At 48.4% G+C, this 23,722-nt stretch carries 23 protein-coding genes, 3 tRNA genes and 1 pseudogene; 26 read left to right on the top strand and 1 reads right to left on the bottom strand.

Features of this window, described 5'->3' with window-relative positions:
* Positions 1-10: 10 nt before the first annotated feature.
* From HPY28_RS02480 to HPY28_RS02405, 16 genes and pseudogenes are all read left to right on the top strand, one after another.
* Positions 11-1,633 (top strand): amidohydrolase, encoded by a 1,623-nt coding sequence (locus tag HPY28_RS02480; RefSeq protein ID WP_174230032.1) that lies wholly within the window; start codon positions 11-13, stop codon positions 1,631-1,633.
* Positions 1,630-2,889: a M20 family metallo-hydrolase gene (locus HPY28_RS02475; protein WP_174224710.1), complete on the top strand. Its 1,260-nt coding sequence runs from the start codon at positions 1,630-1,632 to the stop codon at positions 2,887-2,889. Before HPY28_RS02480 ends, HPY28_RS02475 begins: the two co-directional genes overlap by 4 nt.
* Positions 2,890-3,017: 128 nt before the next feature.
* Positions 3,018-3,875, top strand: coding sequence for a carbon-nitrogen hydrolase family protein (locus HPY28_RS02470; protein WP_017248204.1), 858 nt, complete (start codon positions 3,018-3,020; stop codon positions 3,873-3,875).
* Between the two features lie 37 nt (positions 3,876-3,912).
* Positions 3,913-4,584, top strand: a complete 672-nt coding sequence (locus tag HPY28_RS02465; RefSeq protein ID WP_026043051.1) for a GNAT family N-acetyltransferase — start codon at positions 3,913-3,915, stop codon at positions 4,582-4,584.
* Positions 4,585-4,625: 41 nt separating this feature from the next.
* Positions 4,626-5,297, top strand: a complete 672-nt coding sequence (locus tag HPY28_RS02460) for a GNAT family N-acetyltransferase (protein ID WP_017248206.1) — start codon at positions 4,626-4,628, stop codon at positions 5,295-5,297.
* Between the two features lie 120 nt (positions 5,298-5,417).
* Positions 5,418-5,753 (top strand): DUF4406 domain-containing protein, encoded by a 336-nt coding sequence (locus tag HPY28_RS02455; protein WP_174230031.1) that lies wholly within the window; start codon positions 5,418-5,420, stop codon positions 5,751-5,753.
* 24 nt (positions 5,754-5,777) lie between these two features.
* A complete protein-coding gene (locus HPY28_RS02450) occupies positions 5,778-6,020 on the top strand; it encodes a hypothetical protein (RefSeq protein ID WP_017248208.1) in 243 nt (80 codons plus the stop codon).
* Positions 6,017-7,315 (top strand): sigma-54 interaction domain-containing protein, encoded by a 1,299-nt coding sequence (locus HPY28_RS02445; RefSeq protein WP_017248209.1) that lies wholly within the window; start codon positions 6,017-6,019, stop codon positions 7,313-7,315. The genes HPY28_RS02450 and HPY28_RS02445 overlap by 4 nt, the downstream gene beginning before the upstream one ends.
* Positions 7,316-7,477: 162 nt before the next feature.
* Positions 7,478-8,347, top strand: coding sequence for an energy-coupling factor transporter ATPase (locus HPY28_RS02440; protein ID WP_017248210.1), 870 nt, complete (start codon positions 7,478-7,480; stop codon positions 8,345-8,347).
* The gene (locus HPY28_RS02435; RefSeq protein WP_174224708.1) at positions 8,344-9,204 is read left to right on the top strand and encodes an energy-coupling factor transporter ATPase; all 861 of its coding nucleotides are present in this window, start codon (positions 8,344-8,346) and stop codon (positions 9,202-9,204) included. Before HPY28_RS02440 ends, HPY28_RS02435 begins: the two co-directional genes overlap by 4 nt.
* 12 nt (positions 9,205-9,216) lie before the next feature.
* On the top strand, positions 9,217-10,053 hold the full coding sequence (locus HPY28_RS02430; RefSeq protein WP_174224707.1) for an energy-coupling factor transporter transmembrane component T family protein: 837 nt from the start codon (positions 9,217-9,219) through the stop codon (positions 10,051-10,053).
* A 66-nt stretch (positions 10,054-10,119) separates the two neighbouring features.
* Positions 10,120-10,677 (top strand): ECF transporter S component, encoded by a 558-nt coding sequence (locus HPY28_RS02425; protein ID WP_017248213.1) that lies wholly within the window; start codon positions 10,120-10,122, stop codon positions 10,675-10,677.
* A pseudogene (locus HPY28_RS02420) lies at positions 10,677-11,652 on the top strand (P1 family peptidase). The gene HPY28_RS02425 and the pseudogene HPY28_RS02420 overlap by 1 nt, the downstream one beginning before the upstream one ends.
* A gap of 37 nt (positions 11,653-11,689) precedes the next feature.
* A complete protein-coding gene (locus tag HPY28_RS02415) occupies positions 11,690-12,907 on the top strand; it encodes a M20 family metallopeptidase (RefSeq protein WP_017248214.1) in 1,218 nt (405 codons plus the stop codon).
* Between the two features lie 143 nt (positions 12,908-13,050).
* Entirely contained in the window at positions 13,051-14,838 is a 1,788-nt protein-coding gene (locus HPY28_RS02410) for a M3 family oligoendopeptidase (RefSeq protein WP_174230030.1), read from the top strand.
* 120 nt (positions 14,839-14,958) lie between these two features.
* Positions 14,959-15,201 (top strand): hypothetical protein, encoded by a 243-nt coding sequence (locus HPY28_RS02405; RefSeq protein ID WP_017248216.1) that lies wholly within the window; start codon positions 14,959-14,961, stop codon positions 15,199-15,201.
* Between the two features lie 75 nt (positions 15,202-15,276).
* Here HPY28_RS02405 and HPY28_RS02400 read toward each other — a convergent pair whose 3' ends face one another.
* Positions 15,277-16,185, bottom strand: a complete 909-nt coding sequence (locus HPY28_RS02400) for a C40 family peptidase (protein ID WP_017248217.1) — start codon at positions 16,183-16,185, stop codon at positions 15,277-15,279.
* Between the two features lie 183 nt (positions 16,186-16,368).
* Here HPY28_RS02400 and HPY28_RS02395 point away from each other — a divergent pair.
* The 10 genes from HPY28_RS02395 (at position 16,369) to HPY28_RS02350 (ending at position 23,715) form a co-directional block, all read left to right on the top strand.
* Positions 16,369-16,445, top strand: a tRNA-Asp gene (locus HPY28_RS02395).
* A 43-nt stretch (positions 16,446-16,488) separates the two neighbouring features.
* A tRNA-Thr gene (locus HPY28_RS02390) sits at positions 16,489-16,564 on the top strand.
* A gap of 7 nt (positions 16,565-16,571) precedes the next feature.
* Positions 16,572-16,658, top strand: a tRNA-Leu gene (locus HPY28_RS02385).
* 179 nt (positions 16,659-16,837) lie between these two features.
* Positions 16,838-17,884, top strand: a complete 1,047-nt coding sequence (locus tag HPY28_RS02380; protein WP_174224705.1) for an NAD(P)/FAD-dependent oxidoreductase — start codon at positions 16,838-16,840, stop codon at positions 17,882-17,884.
* A 160-nt stretch (positions 17,885-18,044) separates the two neighbouring features.
* A complete protein-coding gene (locus HPY28_RS02375) occupies positions 18,045-18,674 on the top strand; it encodes a VanW family protein (RefSeq protein WP_174230029.1) in 630 nt (209 codons plus the stop codon).
* Between the two features lie 134 nt (positions 18,675-18,808).
* Positions 18,809-19,354, top strand: coding sequence for a hypothetical protein (locus tag HPY28_RS02370; protein WP_174230028.1), 546 nt, complete (start codon positions 18,809-18,811; stop codon positions 19,352-19,354).
* A gap of 58 nt (positions 19,355-19,412) precedes the next feature.
* Positions 19,413-20,039 carry a fumarylacetoacetate hydrolase family protein gene (locus tag HPY28_RS02365; protein WP_174230027.1) on the top strand — a complete coding sequence of 209 codons (627 nt, stop codon included), beginning with the start codon at positions 19,413-19,415 and terminating at the stop codon, positions 20,037-20,039.
* A 301-nt stretch (positions 20,040-20,340) separates the two neighbouring features.
* Positions 20,341-21,237 carry a C40 family peptidase gene (locus tag HPY28_RS02360; protein WP_017248222.1) on the top strand — a complete coding sequence of 299 codons (897 nt, stop codon included), beginning with the start codon at positions 20,341-20,343 and terminating at the stop codon, positions 21,235-21,237.
* A 312-nt stretch (positions 21,238-21,549) separates the two neighbouring features.
* Entirely contained in the window at positions 21,550-22,155 is a 606-nt protein-coding gene (locus HPY28_RS02355) for a TetR/AcrR family transcriptional regulator (RefSeq protein ID WP_017248223.1), read from the top strand.
* Between the two features lie 33 nt (positions 22,156-22,188).
* A complete protein-coding gene (locus HPY28_RS02350; protein WP_174230026.1) occupies positions 22,189-23,715 on the top strand; it encodes an o-succinylbenzoate--CoA ligase in 1,527 nt (508 codons plus the stop codon).
* Positions 23,716-23,722 lie beyond the last annotated feature (7 nt).

Raw genomic sequence — 23,722 nt, 5'->3', positions numbered from 1 at the left:
GGGCAGTTATATGGCAGATATGGTTTTTCTCAATGGACAGGTGATCACGGTAGATCATGAGAATCGGGTGGCAGAAGCAGTGGCTGTCAGAGGGAATCGCATTCTTGCTGTCGGGTCTAGTGAAGATGTGAAACAGTTGATTCAATCACATACAAACGTCATTGATTTGCAAGGGAGGAGTCTATTGCCCGGCTTCATCGATGCCCATCTGCATATTACGATTTACGGTACGAACAAACTGGGAGTCGATTGCAAAGCGAGAGGGATCAGGTCGATTGATGATCTGCTCACCGCACTGAAAGAACAAGCGGCAAAAACACCAGCAGGAGAATGGGTGAGAGCATGTGGTTTCGATGAAAATCTCATGATCGAGCAACGCTATCCGACAATCGCCGAGCTGGATGAAGTGACGACAGCGCATCCTGTTTTTGTCATGAGGACGTGCGCTCATCACTCTGTCGTAAACAGCAGAGCGCTTGCCTTAGCGGGTTACGACAGAGAGACAGCCGATCCCCAAGGTGGACGTATTGATCGTGATGCAGATGGTGAGCTAACGGGATTCCTCATCGAAACGGCACATATGAACCTATTTGAAAAAGCGGCTTTTACAGAAGTAGAGTATATCGAAGGTTTGCGATTAGCTTCGAAAGACTTTGTTGCTGCGGGGATTACGAGCATCCACGATGCGGGAGGATACGGTCCAGAGAACTATCGGGCGATGCAAAAAGCGGTACAGAAAGGTGACGTGAAAGTTCGCATCTACGCAATGGTTTGTGCGCTGAATCAATCCGATGATTTTGTCCGAAAGATGGTCGATGCAGGGATGGTAACGGGTACGGGGAATGCTCGGTTCCGTATCGGACCCGCGAAAGTTTTTACAGATGGGGCAAGCATTGCGCCCACGATGGCCATGCGTGAACCGTTCACCAGCCGACCAGATGATTATGGAATTCTCTACTATGAACAGGACGAGTTGAATACCATTTTGGGAGAGGCACATGCAAAAGGTTTTCAAATTACCGCTCATGCCCAGGGAGATCGAGCGATTGACATGCTGCTGACATGCTTTGAAACGGCACTAGAAGCGCATCCGCGCGAGAACCACCGACATCGAATTGAACATGCTGGTGTATCTGCGCCTGATCTGCTGGCAAGAATGGCTCGGCTAGGCGTCGTACCCATCCCGAATCCTGCTTTTATCTACGATTACGGTGATTCGTATGTGACCAACATCGGAGAGCGTGTCGGACATATGTTTCCGGCGAGGGATCAGTTCGACGCGGGGATCGTTACGGCAGGAGCGTCGGATAGTCCCGTGACTGATTTCAACCCGCTGATTGGGATTCATACTGCCGTTAATCGAGTGAGTAAAACAGGTCAGGATGTGGGGACAAATCAAAGGGTTAGCATCATGGAGGCGCTTCGCATGTTTACTTGGAACGGAGCGTACGCCAGTTTTGAGGAGGGGATCAAAGGGAGTATTGAAGTTGGGAAGCTGGCTGATCTCGTGGTGCTGGACGGCGATATTTTGGCAACGCGGGCAGATCGTATCAAAGAGCTGCGCGTAGACAAAACGATGATCGATGGGGAGTTCGTCTATCAACGCCAAGATGAGGAGGTTTTACAAGCATGAACGTAAAGGCGAGAAAGCTAGCGATCAATGAAGAACGACTGCAAAAACGAATCGAGCAATTGGCGCAAATCGGGAAAATAGGTGAAACGGGTGTATGTCGACTCGCTTTGTCTGCTGAAGATCGGGCAGGCGTAGAGCTGGTGCGTAGCTGGATGGAAGAAGCAGGTCTTCAGACGCGGATCGATGACTTCGGCAATTTGATTGGTCGGATGACGGGGAAGGATGATCAAGCTCCGATCTTGATGATTGGCTCACATATCGATTCGCAGCCGTACGGCGGTCAGTACGATGGTGTGATCGGGGTATTGGGCGGGCTGGAGGTTGTCCAGACGTTGAATGAACAAGGGCTCATGCCTGCACAGCCTATTGAAGTCGTTGCGTTTTGTGACGAAGAAGGATGCCGATTTCAAAAAGGACTGTTTGGTTCCAAAGGCATTCTCGGCATGCTGGACCCGACGGACTTGGAGCGAACGGATAAAAACGGGATCACACGCAGGCAAGCACTGATTGATTTTGGATGCGACCCTGATCGTCTGGAAGCGTCTATTTATCCAAAAGACAGCATCGGTGCTTATCTGGAGCTGCATATTGAGCAGGGGCCGATTCTCGATGATGCGAAAGAAGCGATTGGAATCGTGTCTGCGATATCAGGGCCTTTGTGGTGGACGGTCGAGCTGACTGGCTTTGCCGGGCACGCTGGTTCTGTACCGATGCCGATGAGAAAGGATGCGCTTGTCGGAGCAGCAAAAGTAATTTTGGCTGTGAACGAGCTGGCAAAGCTTGATCCACAAGCGCCAACAGTCGGTACAGTCGGTCATTTGGAGGTTTTCCCGGATTCGCGCAACATCATTCCAGAGCGGGTGCGTTTTTCGATTGATTTGCGGGATATCGATTTGAAGCGTCGCGATGAGCGCGAACAAGCGTTGCGCGAGGCGATTGAGCTAGCCGCTGTAGAAGGTGGATTGCAATATACCATTACGGAAGATACGAATAGTGACCCGCGTTACTGTGCCGATTGGATTAAGGCAATCATGCACGAGGAGAGCAGCAGGCTTGGTGCCTCTGTGCGCGAGCTGATGAGTGGTCCTTTCCATGACGCTTTGGCACTCTCCTACGTATGTGATTACGGGATGATTTTTGTCCGCTGCAAGGACGGTATCAGTCATAATCCGCAAGAATATGCAGCCTATGAAGACGTAGCACTGGGAACAGAGCTGCTCTACAAAACCGTTTTGCGGATGAGCACCAACCAATAAGAGAGAGAGTCGCCCGTCTAAGTGGATAGGCGACTTTTTTCATACAGCCAATGACGAGACTTTACAAGCTGTTTTTGATATATTTTATTCTTAGAGATTCTTATCACGCTTGAGGAAGGAAGAATGGCATGAAAATGCGTGTTTCCGCTGTGCAGTATCATCTGCATACCATACATAGCTTTGAAGACTTCGCCAATCAAGTTGAGCACTACGTGAAAAACGCACAAGAGTACGACACAGAATTTCTCCTTTTCCCGGAGCTGTTTACGACTCAACTCATGTCGATTGGAGACGAGCAGGGCAATGCGCTGCCGATTACGGCATTGCCATCATTCACGGACCGATATGTCGAGCTGTTTCGTTCCCTCGCTGCCAAATACGAGATGTATCTGATTGGTGGAACGCACATCATCGAGGAAAACGGCAAGCTTTACAATACGGCTTTTCTGTTTTACCCGGATGGACGTGTAGGCCAGCAGAAAAAAATCCATATCACGCCATGGGAAGTAAAAGGCTGGAACATGGGGGCTGGCGACTCGTTGCAAATCTTTGAGACCGACAAAGGGAAAGTCGCGATGATTATTTGCTACGACATCGAGTTCCCTGAGTGGGTGCGCATCGCCAAAGCACGGGGCGCAGACGTCATTTTCTGCCCATCTTGCACGGATGATCGCCACGCTTTCCACCGCGTACGTTATACCAGTCATGCCCGGACGATTGAAAACCAGGTGTATGTCGTATTGACTGGAACCGTAGGCTCGCTGCCGACAGTTGATTTCATGCGAGCGAACTTTGGACAAGCGGCGATTTTGACGCCAAACGATGTTCCGTTCCCTCCGCGAGGCATTCTTGCTGAAGGGGAAATCAACCACGACATGATGGTAACCGCTGACCTGGATATCCAATTGCTATACGACGTGCGGGAAAAAGGCTCCGTCACAACGTGGCGCGACCGCCGTACCGATTTGTATACAGACTGGAAGTAAAGCATTCCATCGTGATCAGGACAGCAGGAGGATGAATATGTACAGAAAAGAGCTGTATGTATTTGAAGGGAACAAGCCACGCAAAGCCGTCATACGCAACTACAATCATGCAGACTTCTTCGAATTGATCCAAATCCAGGCGGAGAGCTTTCCCCCGCCGTTCCCGTCTGAGTTATGGTGGAACCAGGAGCAGCTGATGAACCATATTACGCTGTTCCCAGAAGGTGCTATTTGTGTAGAAGTAGACGGGATTTTGGCGGGTTCGATGACAGGGTTGCTCGTGAGGTTTGATCCGGCTCACCCCGAGCATAAGTGGGAGGATGTCACGGATAGCGGTTATATCCGTAATCACGATCCGCAAGGGGACACGCTGTACATCGTAGATATTTGCATTCGTCCGAGCTTCCGCAAGCTGGGATTGGGTCAACAGATGATGCAAGCGATGTATGAGCTGGTGGTACAAAAAGGACTGCGCAGATTGCTCGGCGGAGGTCGCATGCCAGGATATGGACGTTATGCAGACCAATGGACACCTGAGCAGTATTTGGAGCGTGTTCTGACAGGGGAAGTAAGAGACCCGGTGATTACATTTCTCATGCGCTGCGGTCGTACGCCTGTTCAGGTCGTGGCGAATTATTTGGAAGATGAGGAATCTCGCAACTACGCGACACTCATGGAATGGAAAAATCCATTTCAGCAGCATCTGTAGGGCGTTTATCCGACATAATCGATCGAGAGGGGATATGACTGATGGAATTCGTACGTATTCAACATATTGACAATCCGCTGTTTGCGAAGATGCACCGTTTGATGCAAGAGGTTTTCCCGCCTGAGGAAGTATTGGAGTACGATCTGTGGAAAGAACCGCTGGAAGATCCGGGTATTCGTGTATTTGTAGCTGTACACGAAGGAGAAGTTGTGGGCGCTACCGAATACCGTTATTACACAGACATGAACGTAGCCATGACAGACTTCACGATCATTGGTCAAGAAGGTCTCGGAGTGGGCCGATTCCTCGCCAGAGAGCGTCAAAAGGACCTGCTCGCTCTGGCTGCTGAAAACGGCAAGGAGCTGTACGGGATGTTTGCAGAAATCTACGACCCGTACCGTGTGGAAGAACACAGCTTTGGCGGGATCAAGCCAATGGACCCATTTGTACGCCGTGAAGTGCTCTCTCATCTCGGCTACAAACGTACGAGCTTTACCTATGTACATCCGTCCTGGCAAAATGACGGGGAAGCGGTATCTGGACTTGATCTGGGCTTCATGCCGACAAACGAAGAGCAAACAACCCTCGAAGCGGATCTGATCGTCACGTTCTTGAAGCGTTATTACGCCGTGCTTCCACAAAAGCCACAAGCATGGCTCGACATGGTGAAAGACTTGGAGAGCAAAGAGTCTGTAGAACTGCTGCCTATCTAATCGCAAGACAACAAGAACCAACTCTCCTGTGGAGCTATGGTCACGGCTCCATGGGAGTTTTTCGTAGTATCCCAGTCAGATTATTACGAAAAATGCAAGCCATAGGAAGAGGGATTCAAAATGAAAATCATCACGCTATGCGGGTCTACAAAATTCAAAAAAGAATTTGAGCAGGCGAATACGTATTTGACTCTCCAAGGAAACATCGTGATGAGCGTAGCTTTTTTTGAACAGAGCGAGGGCTTTGAGATATCACAGGAGCAAGCAGATCTACTCACTGACATTCACTTTCGAAAAATCGATTTGTCCGACGAGATTTTTGTCATCGATGTAGAGGGCTATATTGGAAGCAGTACAAGCAAGGAAATTGCGTATGCAAAAGAACAAAGAAAGCCGGTTCATTATTACTCCAAGAGTGGGATCAACGATAAAGTGATTGCCGCATTCTTTCACTAACGAGAAAATACAGAGGTGAAACAGGTGAATGCTCAAAATCTAGCATCGATCTTCCTTTACATAGCCGTCATCTTTCACTTGCTGGGCATGAGTGGCTGGACTTCTGCTAAGCTGGCACAACCAATCGAGCTCGCCATCCTCGCGCTGATGCTCCTGTCCATTTTCATTTTACGGAAAAAGAAACGAAAAAAGCGTCGGGCAAGAAGGCCAGCACCAGAAGTAGCAGTCATGCTTGAGAATGCCGAGGAAGGAGAGCCAGGCAAATGATCCATGACATCCACATGCAGGCGATTCTGGACGCTTCCCATGACGGCATCATCGCGGTCGATCGGGATTCCATTATTATCGGGGTCAATAAAAACGCGATGGAAATACTCGGTCTGCCAGGCAATATCGTGGGACAAAAAATTACCCGTTATATTCCCAATTCAGATATGTTGAGAATTTTGGCAACGGGAAAAAAAGAGAGAGGGGATATCGCGACGATCCTGAATCGGCAAATTATCATCAACCGTTTGCCGATTGTCGTAAAGGGTGAAATCGTGGGAGCGGTGTCCACTTTTAAAGAGATCACCGACATTCAAAAAATGGAGATGCGCATTCGCAAGCAGAGCATGGAGAGTGGCTTGGAAGCCAAATTCCGCCTGGAGGATATCGTGGGAGAATCATCTGCGATCCGCGAAGCGAAGGTATGGGCGGAAACATTTGCACGGACAGATGCGACGGTTCTCATTCAGGGGGAGACTGGAACTGGCAAGGAGTTGTTTGCCCAAGGAATTCATTTGAGCAGCCAGCGTGCAACTGGGCCCTTCATCCCAGTTAACTGTGCGGCGCTCCCTGGCAATTTATTGGAGAGCGAGTTGTTCGGATACGAGGAGGGCGCTTTTACTGGCGCGCGAAAAGGCGGAAAGCCAGGGCTGTTTGAATTGGCACACGGAGGCACGCTGTTCCTCGATGAAATCGGAGAGATGTCGATCCCGATCCAAGCGTTGCTCTTGCGTATCTTGCAGGAGAAAAAAGTCCGCAGAATCAGCGGGGAGCGCATCGTCCCTGTCGACGTGAGAATTATCGCGGCAACGAATCGGGATTTGGAACGACTGGTAGAGGAAAAGCAGTTTCGCTCAGACTTGTACTTCCGATTGAATGTGCTGACGTTAGAGCTGCCTGCTTTACGAGAGCGAATTGAAGATATTCCGCTATTGGTGGCATCGATCATTGGAGAGATCAAGGAACGGGAAAATAAAAGGCATCTGAAAGTAGAAGAGGCCGTTTTCCGCGTTCTCAAACAATACGACTGGCCAGGTAACGTACGAGAGCTGCGCAACGTGGTGGAAAGAATGGTCTTGCTTTGTAAGAATGACGCGCTTGGCAAGGAGGACACTGCTTTTTTTGCCAAGAAGCTGTATCAGCGGCAATCTTACCGAGATCAAGAAGAGAGAGAAGCAGAAGTCATCCGAAAGGTTTTGGCGGAGACGAAGGGAAACAAGGGAGAAGCGGCGAAAATTTTGGGAATGGATCGGTCTACGCTGTGGAGAAAAATGAAGCGCTACGAAAGATTGTAGAAATTGATGCAATTGCAACATCAGCGATGCATGTTTGCAACAGAGTGGCTCCGTTACTTGTTTAATTTACAGAAAATTAAAAACATATTCATTTGGCATGGTAGTTGCTTATTTATGGAGGACACAACGCTTACGACTTTTACGAAAAGGCGAGGGGAGAGCATGACACCACAACCGATTATTCGTGTAGAAAATGTCTCGTTTGCCTATCAGGTTAACCAAGATCAACAAATTCCTGTTCTGCAAAATGTCTCCCTAGAAGTGTTTCCAGGAGAGTATGTCGCCATCATCGGTCATAATGGGTCCGGTAAGTCAACGCTGTCTAAGCATCTCAATGGAATTTTGACTCCAAACGATGGCGATGTCATCGTTAACGGAATCAACACGCGTGAAAAACAGCGAATTCATGAAGTGAGGAGCCGTGTCGGGATGGTTTTTCAGCATCCGGACAATCAGATTGTCGCGACGATTGTAGAGGATGATGTGGCCTTCGGACTGGAGAACATAGGGACATCTGCAGAAGAGATGAAGACACGAGTGGATTTTGCCCTAGAGGCAGTAGGAATGAGTGCCTTTCGCCATCGACCGCCTCATCATTTGTCTGGCGGGCAAAAGCAGCGGATCGCCATTGCGGGGATATTGGCGATGAAGCCACAATGCCTCGTCATGGACGAAGCGACGAGTATGCTGGACAGCTACGGTAGACAGGATATACTAGCAGTCGTTCGCAAGCTGCATCGCGAAGGAATGACGATCGTCACCGTGACCCATCACATGTCAGAGGTAGCAGAAGCAGATCGCGTCATCGTAATGGAGGGCGGCAAGATCGTATTGGAGGGTACTCCACGTGAAGTATTTTCCCATCAGGAAAGACTTCGCGAGCTTCATCTGGATGTTCCAGACGCGAGCCGAATTGCTCATCTCGTTCACTCCGAATATCACGAATTTACACCTGATCTCATCCACAATGAGGAAGTTGTCGCGGAGGTTAATCGTTTATACGTCAGACAAGCGGAGGCGAGTGGTTCATGACGCAACCGATCGTAAACGTGGAAAATCTATCTCATGTCTACATGCACGGAACGCCTCTCGAACATCGGGCCCTCGACCAGGTAAGCATCCAGGTGGCAGAAGGCGAATGCTTGGCCATTATCGGTCATACTGGATCGGGAAAATCGACGTTAATCCAGCATTTTAACGGCCTGATTCGCCCGCAATCCGGTACGGTCATCATCAATGGAATGGACGTATCTTCACCCAAGATCGATATTCGTACGTTGCGTAGACAAGTAGGACTGGTTTTTCAAAACCCGGAGGATCAACTTTTCGAAAAACTGGTCGGTGATGACGTAGCCTACGGACCTTTTCGGATGGGGCTCCCTCTAGAGGAAGTGCGGCGACGTGTACAGTGGGCGATGGGCTTAGTTGGCCTCTCGTTCCAGGAGATGAAAGACCGTCCGACTTTTGCCTTAAGTGGCGGGCAGAAACGCAAGGTGGCATTAGCTGGCGTCCTTTCCTTGCAACCCAAGGTTCTCGTACTTGACGAGCCAACAGCAGGACTGGACCCGCGCTCTCGTCATGAGCTATTGGAGCGCATCCGCCGTCTCAATCGGGAAGAAAAGCTAACGGTTATTTTCGTCTCACACAATATGGAAGAGGTCGCCAAGCTTGCTGATCGTGTCTATGTCATGGCAAACGGCAAATCAGTCTGTGAAGGGACACCACGACAAATTTTTGGCAATCAGGAATTGCTGCGGCAGCATCATATCGGCACACCGGAATCGGTAGATATTTTATACAGACTTCGTGAGCAGGGCTACAGCATCGATGCTAGCGCTTTTTTACCCGAAGAGACAGCGATGGAAATTTTGAAACTGATGAACCGCTAAGGAGGGGTCCACATGTCAGCAGAATTTGAATTGACGCGAAATATTACCATCGGTCAATATTTACCCACTGCTTCGGTCGTTCATCGTCTCGATCCTCGTTTCAAGCTGGGTGCTTTCGTCATCCTCATCTTAGCAATTGCCATCTGCGATACATACGTGGGTAATCTGTTTGCTTTAGCCATTTGTATCTGGATGTTTCAAATCTCGAAAATCCCCCTGCATTACGGTATATCCGGGATCAAGCCCGCTATCCCCTTTATCATGATTTTGGCGATCATGCAGCTGCTATTTTACGGGGAGGTTGTCAATGGCGGAACCGTTTATTTGAAATACGGCTTCATCACGATCACGAGTGAGAGTATACGCCTCGTCATCGTGTCTGCCATACGTTTCGTAGAAGTAATCTTCTTATCGAGTGTCCTCACGCTCAGCACTTCGACGACGGAACTTACACACGGAATGGAGCGATTGCTGGGGCCATTAGAAAAAGTAAAGTTTCCGGTTCATGCTTTTGCTTTGATCATCACGATTGCTGTGCGCTTTGTACCTACCTTCGCGATGGAAATGGAAAAAATGATGAAAGCACAAGCATCCCGTGGTGCAGATTTCGGTACAGGAGAATGGTGGCGGATCATCCAGCGAACAAAAGACATGTTTCCCATCATCATCCCGCTGTTTAATGTGGCGCTCTCCAGAGCAGAAGATTTGATTTTGGCAATGGAAGCCAGATGCTACACACCAGGTGCTGCACGGACCAGATACACCCAATACAAGGCTGTAGGCAAAGATTACGTCGCGCTGATCGTGAGTATTGTCATTTCAGCCGTCATGCTCGCCATACCTTGGTAAGGGAGACTAGCGGGAATTCGCCCGAGTAGGGCATTCCACATAAAACTCGTAAAAGGAGGAGTATGCATGGAAAAAGGCTTGACCGTTCGCAAGATTGTCATTGCAGGCGTTTTGGGCGCGATAGCGATTTTGCTCGGGGTGACACGTCTCGGCTACATTCCGGTTCCGACAGCAGCGGGCAATGCCACTATTATGCACATCCCGGCTGTGATCGGGGGCATAATGGAGGGCTGGGGCGTTGGTATGATCATTGGCCTTATATTTGGAGTCTCTTCTTTCTTAAATGCCACCGTTCCGCTTTTTAAAGACCCTCTTGTAGCCATCCTGCCACGTTTGTTCATCGGTGTGACTGCTTACTTGACCTATGTTGGTTTGAAAAACGTCAATCAGTACTTGGCGATTGGTGCCGCTGGCTTTATTGGGGCGATGACAAACACGATCCTGGTACTGGGCATGGCCGTCATTCGAGGATACATGACCCTCGGCGTAGCGACCACAGTTGCAATCACGAACGGCTTGCCAGAAGCAATTGTTTCGGTCATTGTTACATTGGCTGTCGTTGCGGCTTGGAAGAAATTGGGCTCAGCAGGTAGGCAAAAATCAAAAATTTCAGGAGACTTATAATGACCGGAACGATTGTTGACGTACCCGGCGTTCTCGTCGGGCATGCACAAAACGAAGAAACATTAACGGGATGCAGTGTAATTATGCTAGAAAAGCCGTCTGTTTGCGGCGTGGATGTCCGGGGCTCCGCCCCGGGCACCCGCCCCGGGCACCCGCGAGACGGACCTCTTGGACCCTGTCAATCTGGTGAGTGTCGTCCATGCGATTTGCCTTTCGGGTGGCAGTGCATACGGTTTGGATGCTGCTACAGGTGTCATGCAGTATTTGGAGGAACATGGCATCGGACTGGATGTTGGCTATGGCGTCGTTCCTATCGTTCCAGCAGCAGTTTTGTTCGACCTGGCAGTAGGCGACTATCGGGTTCGTCCCGATCGTCCAATGGGCTATGAGGCAGCACAGGCAGCAAGCCGTGAGAAAGTAGCACAAGGAAACGTCGGTGCAGGTACAGGTGCGACAGTAGGCAAGCTAAATGGATTTGGGAATGCGATGAAGAGCGGGTTAGGCACAACTTCGGTGATTTTACCCAATGGACTCGTCATAGGTGCAATCGTCGCTGTAAATGCGGTCGGTCATGTCGTAGATCCGCAGTCAGGGACGATCATAGCCGGGCCGAGAGATGAACAGGGAACCATTCGGGATAGCATGGAGATACTGCGCCAGCAAGCTTTTGCTCCGATCCCTCCAGGTACGAACACGACGATTGCCGTAGTCGCCAGCAATGCTCACTTGTCCAAAGCAGAAGCAAACAAAGTAGCGCAAATGGCTCATGACGGGCTTGCCCGTACAATCCGTCCGATTCACACCATGTACGATGGCGACACGATCTTTGCTGTAGCAACAGGCGAAGTAGAGGCGAGTGTAGACTTGGTGGGCGCGTTGTCCGCAGATGTGCTGGCAGAAGCCGTCATCCAAGCGGTTAAGCACGCAGAGGAAGCAGGGGGACTGCCATCTTATCGCAGTTACTTCCAGGGGTAGGTGTAACATATTTGGATGCAGAGGAGAGGATTGGCGGATGAATCAGGTGATATCCTTTGTTGACGAGCAGGAAGTTGTACGCCTAACGCAGGAGCTAGTTAGAATTCCAAGTGTGTTTCGTCCCGATCAGACAGGAGCGAATGAAGAGCGGGTAGCGCTATTTGTCGCCGATTATCTTCGTAACATGGGTTTGCAGGTCTTCTATGAAGAGGTTGTTCCAGGCAGACCGAATGTCATCGCCTTTTACGATTCGGGCAAGCCTGGCAAAACGCTTTTATTCGAAGCCCATACAGATGTCGTAACAGAAGGGGATCGGGATGCTTGGAGCTACGACCCTTTTGGTGGAACAATATCTGGTGGGCGTATCTACGGGCGTGGCTCTTGTGACACAAAAGGTAATCTGGCCGCCGCGATATGTGCCGTCAAAGCTATCCAACGATCCAAACAGTCTTTTACAGGCAAAATCCTCCTGTGCATCCCTTGCGATGAGGAGAGCATGATGATCGGGATCAAAGATTTCATTCGTCGCGGTTGGGCCAATAACGTCGATGCGGCGATTATCTGCGAACCGGAAGAAAATCAGCTCTGCATCACGCAAAAAGGAGCCATGCGAGCAATTCTTCGTACGTTTGGCAAGATGGCGCATGGAGCTATGCCACTGACGGGCATCAATCCGAACACCAGGATGGCACGCGCCATCGTGGCGTTAGAAGAGCTGGAACGAAAGGAAATGGCTCGTCTGGGAGAGCATCCAATGTTGGGGTGGCCGAGTATCACTCCGACGATTTTGCAGGCACCGGTCAAAGGAGACGCCCAAATCAACGTCGTACCCGATCAATGCATGACAACACTTGATATTCGCACGGTTCCCGGGCAGGACCACCAAGAGCTGTATAAAGAGATCAGTGTCATATTAGAGGAACTAGGCAAAGAGGATGACAAGTTCAAGGCTACTCTGGAAGTAATCGAAGAGCGCCCTTGGACGTTGACTGGCATGCATGAAGAAGTTGTGACTTCCGTTGCGAACGCCTATCGGGAAATCACAAAAAAAGAGCCGGTATATAATGGCGTCCCGGGTGCGACAGATGGAACCTTCCTGCACAAGGCCGGCATTCCTATTTTGACGACAGGCGCAGGTGATCGCCACATCCCTCATCATGCAGATGAGTACGTAGCTATTGACCAATTGGTGGAATCCACCCAGCTGTTTGCCTTGTCTGCATTAACGTTTTTGACGCAGCCAGTACGAGCTTGATCACTTACAAAAGAACTCTGCTTACGCTAGCGGCAGAGTCTTTTTATTCTCGCAAAAGAAGTTTTCTTAGCAAAAACTTGCAGAATCCATCTAAATTTTTTTACAATAGGCTTGTTACATAAGAGAAAAGGAGGCGCGTGCCCATGAATATGCGCTGGAATTTGGACGTCTTGTATTCCTCATTTGATGCACCAGAATGGAAACAAGATTGGGAGAAGTTTGTACGTGAAACAGAAGAGATCAAAAGCTGGGCAGCGCAAAACTTTCAATCTTCAGAAGATGCAGTAGCGAAGATGGAGACATACATAACGATGATGACCTCCGTCTTGCAAACGCATTTCCGCTTGTACGCCTACGGAGAGCTGACTGCCAGCGTGGATGCCAAGAATGAAGTAGCACTGCTTGCAATTGAAAAAGTACAGAATCAGGCTGTGGAATTGGTTGAACCAGGCGTACAATTCCAAAAATGGCTAGGATCGTTGAGCAACCTGGACGAGTTGATTAACCAATCGGAGCTGTTAGAGACACATCGCTTTATGTTGACAGAAATGTCCGACAAGAGCAAATACATGCTGAGCGAAAAAGAAGAAATCGTCCTAGCAAAAATGAAAAATACAGGGTCAAATGCATGGACAAAGCTCCATGAAATGCTGACTTCCACTTTACTGGTAGACATTACAGTCGATGGGGAGCACAAACAGCTTCCATTGCCAGTGGTGCGGAACATGGCGAACGAAAAAGATCCGCAGCTTCGCAAAACGGCCTACGAGGCGGAACTTGCCGCTTACAAAAAAATCGATGGAGCTGCTGCTGCCAGCTTGAATGGAATTAAAGGCGAGGTTATTACCGTAGCGAAGCTAAGAGGCTATGAATCGCCGCTGGATAAGACGTTGCAAGACTCCCGTATGGACCGCGAGACGCTCGAAGCGATGCTTCAGGCGATGCGTGAGAGCCTGCCATCCTTCCATCAATACTTCCGTACAAAGGCGAAGTTACTCGGCCATGAGAGCGCTCAGTTGCCGTTTTATGATCTGTTTGCGCCAGTGGGCGAGGCAGACATGCGGTTCTCGTATGAGGAATCCCGCGACTTCATTGTGAAGCACTTTGGTAGCTTTAGCGAAAAGCTCGCCAACTATGCAGCACGAGCTTATGACAATCAGTGGATTGATGCTGAGATTCGTGAAGGCAAGCGTGGAGGGGCATTCTGCTACAACCTGCACATCGTAGGGGAGAGCAGAATTATGTCCAACTACACAGGCAGCTACAGCGATGTGAGCACAATGGCACATGAATTGGGTCATGGCTATCACGGAGAATGTCTCGTAAACGAAGCATTCTTGAATAGCGAATACCCAATGCCAATCGCCGAAACAGCGTCCATTTTGTGCGAAACCATCATTGCCAATGCAGCACTTGAACAAGCGACCTCCGAGGAAGCATTTGCGATTTTGGAAAATGATATCAGCGGAGCAAGTCAGGTGATCGTCGATATTTATAGCCGTTACTTGTTCGAGACTGCTGTATTTGAGCGCAGAACAGAAGGTGCCTTGTCTGTTTCCACTCTGAACGAACTGATGCTACAAGCGCAAAAGGACGCTTACGGAGATGGTTTGGATCCGGCAGCTCTACACCCGTACATGTGGGTATGCAAACCGCACTATTATAGCGCGGATTACAATTTCTACAACTTCCCGTATGCTTTTGGGCTTCTGTTCGCGAAAGGCCTGTACGCAGAGTATCTCAAGCGCGGGGAAGCTTTTGTTGAGCAGTACGACAAGCTCTTATCAGTAACGGGCAAAATGAGCGTTGCAGATGTAGCAGCTATCATGGATGTTGATGTACGCTCCGTCGATTTCTGGCGGAATTCACTCTCTTTGGTTGCAAAAGATATCGACAAATTCGTAGAGCTCGCGTCTGCACGCCTAAACTAAATAGGAAGAACGTCCGCTATGTCATTAGCGGACGTTTTTTATTCATGTTGCAAAGCGTTTTTGTGCGCATAGGGAACAGAGCGGAAGGAGAAAGTAAGAAAAAACAGATGAGGTGATTACGTGGTAAACGGATTGCAGTTACTCGACCTATTGCGGGAAACGGAGAACAAGATGCTGCATTTACATAGAGCCATCGACAGAGTAAGCAGCGAGCCGGATTTCAAGGAGTCTGTCAGTGTTCTTACCGTAGTCGTTCGTGATTATCAACTTCAGCTCGACAAAATGAAACAAGCATTGGGCAAAATCGAAATCGGAGGGCAGCAGCAACAACATCAGCAGGCCCATAATACCGAAATACATTAAGCACAGAAAGACAAACAGCCCTCGAACTGCTGCAAGGCAGATAGGGCTGTTTGTTTGCTTTTATGTGTAGAAAGCTTACTGGAAGTTAGCGTATCGCTTCACTCCATAAAACGGGTAGAGCTTATGCATGTATTCGACTTTGCCATAGCGAACATCTTCGCCATTCGCATGCACGATTGCTCCATTACCCAAATAGATCGCTACGTGGGACACGCGTCCTTTTCCAAGCGAATCGTAGAACAAGAGGTCACCAGGCTGTGCTTGATCTAGTGATACTTCTTGACCGCCACGGAATTGATCTTCAGAAGTGCGCGGAAGTGTAACCCCAAGCTGTTCAAAAACGTATGAAGTAAAGCCACTACAATCAAAGCCATTCGGAGTAGTTCCGCCTAAGACGTATGGTGTATTGAGCAATGGCTCAAAAATTTCCTTCATTCGACCCAGATCTTCTGCATTTACCTCGGCAGGCAGCGAAACGGTAGAAGTGAGGTTTGGACTAAGGAACTCTGTAGCAACGTATGCTTCACGATCTTCGAATTCGATTTTCGTCCATTCATTACCCGTTTCTACGACTTCTACAATGGAACCGAAACTTAGCTTGCCTAACACTTTTGCGTCAGTCGAAGGCTTTTTACGCACATTCAGCACGTCACCAGTGACACGGGCTTTTTCACCAGCAGTTAGTTCTTTAGACTCAGTGGTAGCGTTATCATTCTGATTGACAGCTACATCGGAAGGAGTGTCAGTCGCAATGGAGCCAGAAGTGTTTTCACCGTGAATAGATAGAGTTTGTCCAATTGACAATCTATCGTCATTCAGTTGGTTCCATTGAATGAGTTGATCCACCGTTACTTGATGTTCACGAGCGATCTTGCTCAGCGTATCACCTGCTGATACCACATATGCCGATGAGGAAGCATGGGCAGCAGTAGGCAGCAGAGTGAAGAGGGCGAGGAAGGTGAGTAGCCTCGAAGTCTTTTTCATGTCATCGTCTCCACCAATCTACTAAAATCTGCATATCTAGCTAAAATTCTATCGGATTTTCGTTGGTAAATCTATGAAAAAATTAATCTTTCATTATTTTTTTAAAAACTATTGCATCTGGAGATAGAATCGTGCTATATTACAGAAGTCGCCGCAAGATGGTGATGGTGACAAAAACCATATGGAGCTGTGGTGAAGTTGGAGTTCACGCCGGTCTGTCACACCGGAGGTCGCGGGTTCGAGTCCCGTCAGCTCCGCCATTCTATTTTTAGAATGTGCGAATTACATAGTTTCTCGTAATGTGCCGGTATAGCTCAATTGGTAGAGCACCTGACTTGTAATCAGGGGGTTGTGGGTTCAAGTCCTATTGCCGGCACCATTTTTATGCGGTCGTGGCGGAATTGGCAGACGCGCTAGATTCAGGTTCTAGTGGTGGCAACACCGTGGAGGTTCAAGTCCTCTCGACCGCACCATATGGTAAACAACAGGTTCGTAAATTGGCTGATGAAGCTAATTACGAGCCTTTTTATTTTTTCTGGAATGTTGAATCCTCCTCCATTTTCCATTACAATCACATTGTGATAATGAATCTCATTTTCATTATCGTATTTGATGATTCATAAACAAACAGAAAGACAGTGGAGGGGTAGTTGTGGGAGAACAGTTGGAGCTGTTTGATGTAACCATTATTGGCGGTGGCCCTGCGGGGATGTACGCTGCCTTTTATAGCGGGATGCGAGATCTGAAGACGAAACTCATTGAAGCGAAAGAAGAGCTCGGTGGACGAATGTTGATCTATCCAGAAAAAATGATCTGGGATGTAGGCGGTGTACCACCACAGTTATGTGAAAAGCTAGTTGCCAATCTGGTGGAGCAAGCGAAGACATTTGATCCCACCATCGTGCTAGGCGAGGCGATTATTGGACTAGAGCCACAAGAAGATGGCACGTACATACTCGTTGCAAAATCGGGGAGACGGCATTGGACGCGCACGATCATACTGGCTCTGGGCCGAGGTATTTTGAAAATGGCAAAACTGGAGATTGAAGGGGCCGAGCGCTACGAGGTGACAAATCTTCATTATACGGTGCAGGAACTGGAGCCATTCCGTGGGAAACACGTCCTCATCTCAGGTGGCGGCGACTCCGCGGTCGATTGGGCAAATGAACTGGTGCAAATCGCAGCGTCTGTAACTGTCGTGCATCGCCGTGATGTATTTGGTGGACATGAGCGGAATGTAAAGCGCATGAAAGAGTCATCTGCGATCGTTCGCACCCCATATACGGTCACGCAATTGCAAAGCTCAGACAAAGAAACGATCGATAAAGTGACGATACGTCATCTAGAGACGGACGAAACGGAGCAAATCGATGTCGACGCCATCATCGTCAATCACGGATTGAAGGCCGATTTCACTGGGATTAAAGAGTGGGGCTTGGACATGGATGAGTGGAACGTGTTTGTCAGTCCACGTCTGGCAACGAATCTGCCAGGGATTTTTGCGGCGGGAGATTTTGCGAGCTTTGACAGCAAGATTACGCTGATCGCGGGAGCATTCACCGATGCGGCTGTGGCCGTAAACAGTGCAAAATTACACATAGACCCAGTAGCAGATCGGATGGCGTATGTTTCTTCCCATAACCAGCGCTTTAAAGAAAAGAACAAAGCCCTCGGGGTTATCGATGAGGATGACGAGTAGAACCTGATGTAGGACAAAAAGCCCAACATTTGCAGGTTGATTGTCGCTTTTCCCATACGTTACATTGTTAGAGGCAAGGTGAAATAAACAATGACAGACTATATAAATTGGGAACTTCGCGTCAGTCAATCGATCAACAAATGTGGGAGAGGAAGTAGAAATGAAGAAAGTTCGGCATTGGCCGATCAGTATAGCGACAGTGGCCCTTGTGTTCTCGCTGGGCATGAACTACGCGCCTGAGCGTGCAATGGCGTTACAAGTGGATCCGTTATCTCCTGCTATCGAGTTGCAGGAAAAGTTACAGGAAAAGTATGTGGAGAAGATGGACCTCAAGGAAGAGGAGGTTCTCGGTTTTTATTACTCATCGATGAAAGACAGCACAGATACTCGTAAACATAACATCAAGCAAGCATTGGCCAAGATTCATAATGAAAAAATCAAACCGCAACAGGTGTTTTCTTTCAATGAAACAGTGGGAAATTCGAATTTGCCAGAGGATGGTTGGCAGAAGGCCGGCGTTATTCAGAATGGTCAGCTCGTCGATGACTATGGAGGCGGGATTTGTCAGGTTTCCAGCACGCTTTACAATGTAGCTGCTGAAGCGGGGATGATCATGGTGGAACGGCATAACCACAGCAAATCAGTGGGATACGTGCCAGTGGGTCAAGATGCCACAGTAGCGTATGGCTATATGGATTTTAAATTTACCAACTTGTATGATTTCCCTGTGAAAATCAAAGCAAAATCATACGATGACGAACATGTTGTGATTGCGATCATACGTGCGTAGCTTAGAAGGAATAAAGGGGGCATCCTATGGATGAACCCTGTTTTTTTCGGTATTTCGTCAGGAAAAAAATGGATGGAAATTTAGTTTTGAGTCATGCATTCCTGACCATACTGTTTTTAGAGGGAGGTGCCGTGATGTTCGTTCAGATAACAGGTGATTCACACAATCAAGAGGTTCTCGTCATGGGAGAACGGTTAGATCGCCAGCAGGATGGTTGCTATCTTTTGCCTGGGAGACTTGTCCATGCATTGAAGCCACAGGATTTGCCGGTAGGAATCCCATTTAAACTCTCAGGTGCGCTGCCCTCTGGCTACGGGTTTTATCGGGAGGACTCTGTTATTTTTCGGCGGACGAATGATACTCCCTCTCTGTGGATTGATGTTACTTCTACATATAAGGTTGCGGAATGGGATGGTTTGTTCTCGGTAGAAGCGACGGTTGAAGCCAGAAAGCATGTCGTGGAACAACAACAGCAGTTTGCCTTTGTCCTCTCCGAAGTGACAGAGCAGCAAGTGATTTTCCATTACGAATTTTCCTGGTGCTCTGAGCACGAGATGGATCTGGAAAGTGCGTTGGAATCCATTTGTGATACCGTGATTGAAGTAGAAGCACGAGGGAATGCCCGTCTTTGGCCTGGCTATCGAAACTACATGGAAGAGGACGAACAAGACAAGCTGTAATACGCCGTGCAGCCATGATATAGTGAAAAAAGAGACAGCCACCAAAGGAGAGGACAAAATGGAGTCAGTCAAAAATATTTACTGTATCGGTCGCAACTATCGATTGCATGCTGCGGAGTTGGGGAACGATGTACCAACCAAGCCAATGATCTTTGATAAGCCAACACATGCGCTTGCAATGGCAAATGGCGAGGCCATTGAGCTTCCGGCATCTCGTGGAGAGCTTCATTATGAGGCGGAGCTTGTGATTCACATCGCGAGACCATATGAGGCTGGAGTTACACTTGACGAGATGATTGACAAAATAGCACTCGGCATCGACTTTACTTTGCGGGATGTTCAGAGCGAGCTGAAGAAAGCAGGGCATCCATGGTTGTTGGCAAAAGGGTTCAAAAATTCAGCCATTTTGACGTCTTTTCATCCTTTCCCTGGTATTCATGAGCTGCACCAAACGGATTTCTCCTTGCTGAAAAATGGAGAGCAAGTGCAACGCGGTAATCTTCGTGATGTGATTTTTGATTTGGAAACCATGATTGCCTATATATCCGAACATCTAGGACTGGATCAAGGGGATATCATTTACACAGGTACGCCAGCGGGGGTAGGACCTGTTACAGATGGGGATGTCCTCACTCTCAAGTGGGGAGATGAGACTTGGGGGCAGTTTACGGCGAAAATGAAATAGGTATGAATTGAGAACCATCTTCTGACAGAAACAAGCAGAAGATGGTTTTTGTTTGGGGTTCGGGCCAGCAAAATAGCCGTTTTTTGCGACGAAAATCACCTTTGATACCGTTTTGTAACTTTTATGGTTCCATGGAACTAAGAGGTAGCAACCGCCTACTTTGCACCCTGTTTTCTGACTAGTCCCATGCTACCAATTCCATCATTGGAAAATTTTACGGTCTTATCCTCCTGTTTCCTCCTGCGCTATTCTGTCCATGTACCCAAGACGGGTGCCACAACATGACAAGGAGGAAAAGAAAGTGACGAAACGAGATTGGGTAATGAAGTCAACAGTAGCAGTCATGCTGAGTACGTCCCTGTTAATGGGTGGTCAAGTTGGAGTAGTGGCCGCTAAGACACAAGATTCAAAACAGTCAGAGGTTGCAAATATTGCTACTTCTTTGATCGGGAAGGATTACGAGTACAAAGCAAAGGGACCGAAGCAATTCGGATCAGCGGAGCTGGCTACGTATGCGTACAAACAAGTAGGGATTTCCATCGGGAGCACAATCTCTAGCCTGTACAAGACTGGGAGTAAAGTATCCGAAAAAAGCGTGGCGCCAGGAGATTTGGTGTTCTTCGCCTCTAGCGGAAGCGGCAGCCCAACTTTTATGGGAATATACATAGGCAGTGATCAATTCGTCTATTCTTCGAAAGGGGAAGACGAGGTAGTTGTAAAAAAATACTCGGCGTACAGTGACAAATTTGTAGGGGCTCGTCGTGTTATTGATTCCTCAGAGAATACGCCTAGCAAGCCAGAACAGCCAGTAAGCAAAACAGCCGATCAGGTCATTAAAAATGGCGAAAAGTATTTGGGCACGAAGTACAAATACGGTTCAAGCAGTAGCACAACCAGTACGTTCGACTGCTCTTCCTTTACCCAACGTGTATTCAAGGAAGCGGGTATTACTCTGCCACGCGATTCCCGTCAGCAATCGACTGTTGGGAAATCTGTTTCCAAAAGCAACCTGCAAAAAGGTGATCTGATCTTCATGAAGGCATCGGTAAACAGTACTTCTGATCGGATTACACACGTGGCTATTTACGCAGGGAATGGAAAAATCCTGCACACTTACGGTAGTCCTGGTGTGACTTACTCCAAGTACGATGGAACGAACTGGGAGAAGCGCACAGTGAAAATCAAGCGTGTTATCTAATCATACAACTTCAAAGTGTTTACTCCGCTCTCGTGTTTTCGTACGGGAGCTTTTTTTATGTGCTTTTGTATAATAAGACGTTGCTTCACTTTTTTTGTTTCGCGTCAATTATTGCCAACTGAGTAGAGAAAGTTATTCCCTTAGAAGAAGGGCCAGCCGCCTTGGCTGAACTCGCGACGCGTCGAGTGAAAGGGAAAGGCCACTATGGTCCCTTTTCTTATTGTGAAAACGAGTCTCCCTAGAATGAGTGCGAAAAATACATATTGTAATATTCTGAATTATACATATAATAAAAACTGAGAGGTGATTCAGGTGTCAGAAAATAGTCTACCTACCCCTGTTTTGACCAAAAAAGGACAGGAAACCCGCAAAAAAATACTGGATGCCGCGGAGCATGTGTTTGGCGAGCTGGGTTATTATGATGCATCTATCGTCTTGATCACACAGCATGCACAGGTGTCTCAAGGAACGTTTTACAATTATTTCGAGTCGAAGAAAGCCATTTATGATGAATTGATCAGGCAGTTGAGCAGAGAGCTTCGTTCGACGATCAAAGAAGCAATCATGGGAGCAACCACACAAGAAGAGAATTTGCGCCTAGGATTTCTGGCCTTTTTTCGTTGGATCAAACATCATCGCAACATGTACAGCATTATTCAACAGGCTGCGCTCGTCGATCAGGAGCTATATCGCTGGTATTACGCCAAACTGGCAGCGGGGTACGTACGAAGTCTGAAGAACGCCATGAACGAAGGTGCGTTTCGAGAGATGGATCATGAGACGCTGGCTTATTGTCTTATGTCGATCGGACAATTCATCGGGATGCGTTGGGTTTACTGGGAAAATGAAGACGTACCGGAAGAGGTGCTAGAAACAGCCATGTCGATGATTATGAAAGGGATTGCTGCCAAGCCGTAACCGATTCATTTTATAGGCAAAGGAGTAGAGTTCATGCACGGAATTGCTTATTGGATTGAAAAGCGAGCCCGAATCACTCCGACGCGGATCGCAGTGATTGCCAACGATCAATCACTTACGTATCAGCAAATGAATGAGCAGATGCAATGTCTTGCCAACTATTTACGACATGAGCTACAGGTCAAAAAGGGGGACAGGATCGGCATTTTGTCCCAAAACAGTTTGGAGTATGTGCTTCTGCTGTTTGCCATCGCCAAACTCGGTGCGATTGCTGTCCCCTTTAATATTCGCTTGACCCCTGCAGAATTAGACTATCAGTTTGAGGATAGTGGTATCCGCGTGTTATGTGCCCAGCCGGAGTTCGCTGCCACCATTGGGCTGATCAAGGGGAAGGCCAGTGTTGCGCACATGATATGGCTGGAACCGGGAGAACTCCCTTGGAGCCAGGATGGCCCGAGTGAGTCATCCCAGCACAGTAGGACCGAGGCAGATGATGGCAGTGGAGATGATCCATACATCATTTGCTATACATCAGGAACGACAGGAAAGCCTAAGGGAGCAGTACTCACCCAAGAAAATATGTTTTGGAACTCCGTACACAATGTAGCCGCGCTTGATCTCACCTCAGAAGACTGCTCGATTGTCTTATTGCCACTCTTTCATATCGGGGGAATCGGACTGTTTGCCTTCCCTACATGGCTTGCTGGCGGACGCGTCGTAGTCGCCGGGAAGTTCGACCCTGATAAATCGATTCAACTAATCGAATCACACCAAGTCACCATCGTGATGGGTGTGCCCGCCATCCATGAAGCCATTCGTCAAAGTCCCTTATTTGCTACCACATCATTCGATTCTGTCCGTTGGTTTTACAACGGCGGCGCTCCATGCCCCATGGAACTCATCCAGCATTTTCAGGAGCGAGGCCTCCCTTTTGGACAAGGATACGGCCTGACAGAAACATCCCCCACCGTGTTTATGATTGCGAAGGAAGATGCAAAAAGAAAAGCCGGCTCAATCGGTAAGCCCGTCATGTTTTGTGAAGTCCGCCTGATCTCGGATGACGGAAAAGACGTGGGTCATGGCGAAATTGGAGAACTGCTCGTCAAAGGTCCGAATGTGATGAAGGAATACTGGAACAAACCAGTAGAAACAGCCAAGACCATCCGGGATGGGTGGCTGTACACAGGGGATTTGGCACGTTTTGATGAAGAAGGGTTCGCCTATATCGTAGGAAGGCGCAAAGACATGATTATCTCAGGCGGGGAGAACATTTATCCGCTGGAGCTGGAACAGGTCATCGGTGAGCTGGATGACGTTCAGGAAGCCGCAGTCGTCGGTGTACCCGATGAAAAATGGGGAGAGGTCGCAAAGGCGTTTATCGTGCCCAAATCAGGTGCAGTCATCACGGAAGCATACATTAAAGCGCACTGTGAGCAAAGACTGGCGAAGTATAAAATCCCGAAGTCATTCGTGTTTCTGAACGAACTGCCACGCAATGCAACAGGGAAAATCGTCAAGCAAGCATTGACCAGATTGAAGAGCGATTCCATTACGCAATGAGGTGATT

This window comes from Brevibacillus sp. HB1.2, assembly GCF_013332495.1.
GTDB classification, from domain to species: domain Bacteria; phylum Bacillota; class Bacilli; order Brevibacillales; family Brevibacillaceae; genus Brevibacillus; species Brevibacillus porteri.
The sequence above is the reverse complement of the archived record's forward strand: the minus strand, read 5'-3'. Positions and strand labels throughout refer to the sequence as shown.

Bases quoted from the DNA above. Each gene is read 5' to 3' on its own strand.
- HPY28_RS02480 (WP_174230032.1), top strand. From the start codon at position 11: ATGGCAGATATGGTTTTTCTCAATGGACAGGTGATCACGGTAGATCAT.
- HPY28_RS02475 (WP_174224710.1), top strand. From the start codon at position 1,630: ATGAACGTAAAGGCGAGAAAGCTAGCGATCAATGAAGAACGACTGCAA.
- HPY28_RS02470 (WP_017248204.1), top strand. From the start codon at position 3,018: ATGAAAATGCGTGTTTCCGCTGTGCAGTATCATCTGCATACCATACAT.
- HPY28_RS02465 (WP_026043051.1), top strand. From the start codon at position 3,913: ATGTACAGAAAAGAGCTGTATGTATTTGAAGGGAACAAGCCACGCAAA.
- HPY28_RS02460 (WP_017248206.1), top strand. From the start codon at position 4,626: ATGGAATTCGTACGTATTCAACATATTGACAATCCGCTGTTTGCGAAG.
- HPY28_RS02455 (WP_174230031.1), top strand. From the start codon at position 5,418: ATGAAAATCATCACGCTATGCGGGTCTACAAAATTCAAAAAAGAATTT.
- HPY28_RS02445 (WP_017248209.1), top strand. From the start codon at position 6,017: ATGATCCATGACATCCACATGCAGGCGATTCTGGACGCTTCCCATGAC.
- HPY28_RS02440 (WP_017248210.1), top strand. From the start codon at position 7,478: ATGACACCACAACCGATTATTCGTGTAGAAAATGTCTCGTTTGCCTAT.
- HPY28_RS02435 (WP_174224708.1), top strand. From the start codon at position 8,344: ATGACGCAACCGATCGTAAACGTGGAAAATCTATCTCATGTCTACATG.
- HPY28_RS02430 (WP_174224707.1), top strand. From the start codon at position 9,217: ATGTCAGCAGAATTTGAATTGACGCGAAATATTACCATCGGTCAATAT.
- HPY28_RS02425 (WP_017248213.1), top strand. From the start codon at position 10,120: ATGGAAAAAGGCTTGACCGTTCGCAAGATTGTCATTGCAGGCGTTTTG.
- HPY28_RS02415 (WP_017248214.1), top strand. From the start codon at position 11,690: ATGAATCAGGTGATATCCTTTGTTGACGAGCAGGAAGTTGTACGCCTA.
- HPY28_RS02410 (WP_174230030.1), top strand. From the start codon at position 13,051: ATGAATATGCGCTGGAATTTGGACGTCTTGTATTCCTCATTTGATGCA.
- HPY28_RS02400 (WP_017248217.1), bottom strand. From the start codon at position 16,185: ATGAAAAAGACTTCGAGGCTACTCACCTTCCTCGCCCTCTTCACTCTG.
- HPY28_RS02375 (WP_174230029.1), top strand. From the start codon at position 18,045: ATGAAGAAAGTTCGGCATTGGCCGATCAGTATAGCGACAGTGGCCCTT.
- HPY28_RS02370 (WP_174230028.1), top strand. From the start codon at position 18,809: ATGTTCGTTCAGATAACAGGTGATTCACACAATCAAGAGGTTCTCGTC.
- HPY28_RS02365 (WP_174230027.1), top strand. From the start codon at position 19,413: ATGGAGTCAGTCAAAAATATTTACTGTATCGGTCGCAACTATCGATTG.
- HPY28_RS02350 (WP_174230026.1), top strand. From the start codon at position 22,189: ATGCACGGAATTGCTTATTGGATTGAAAAGCGAGCCCGAATCACTCCG.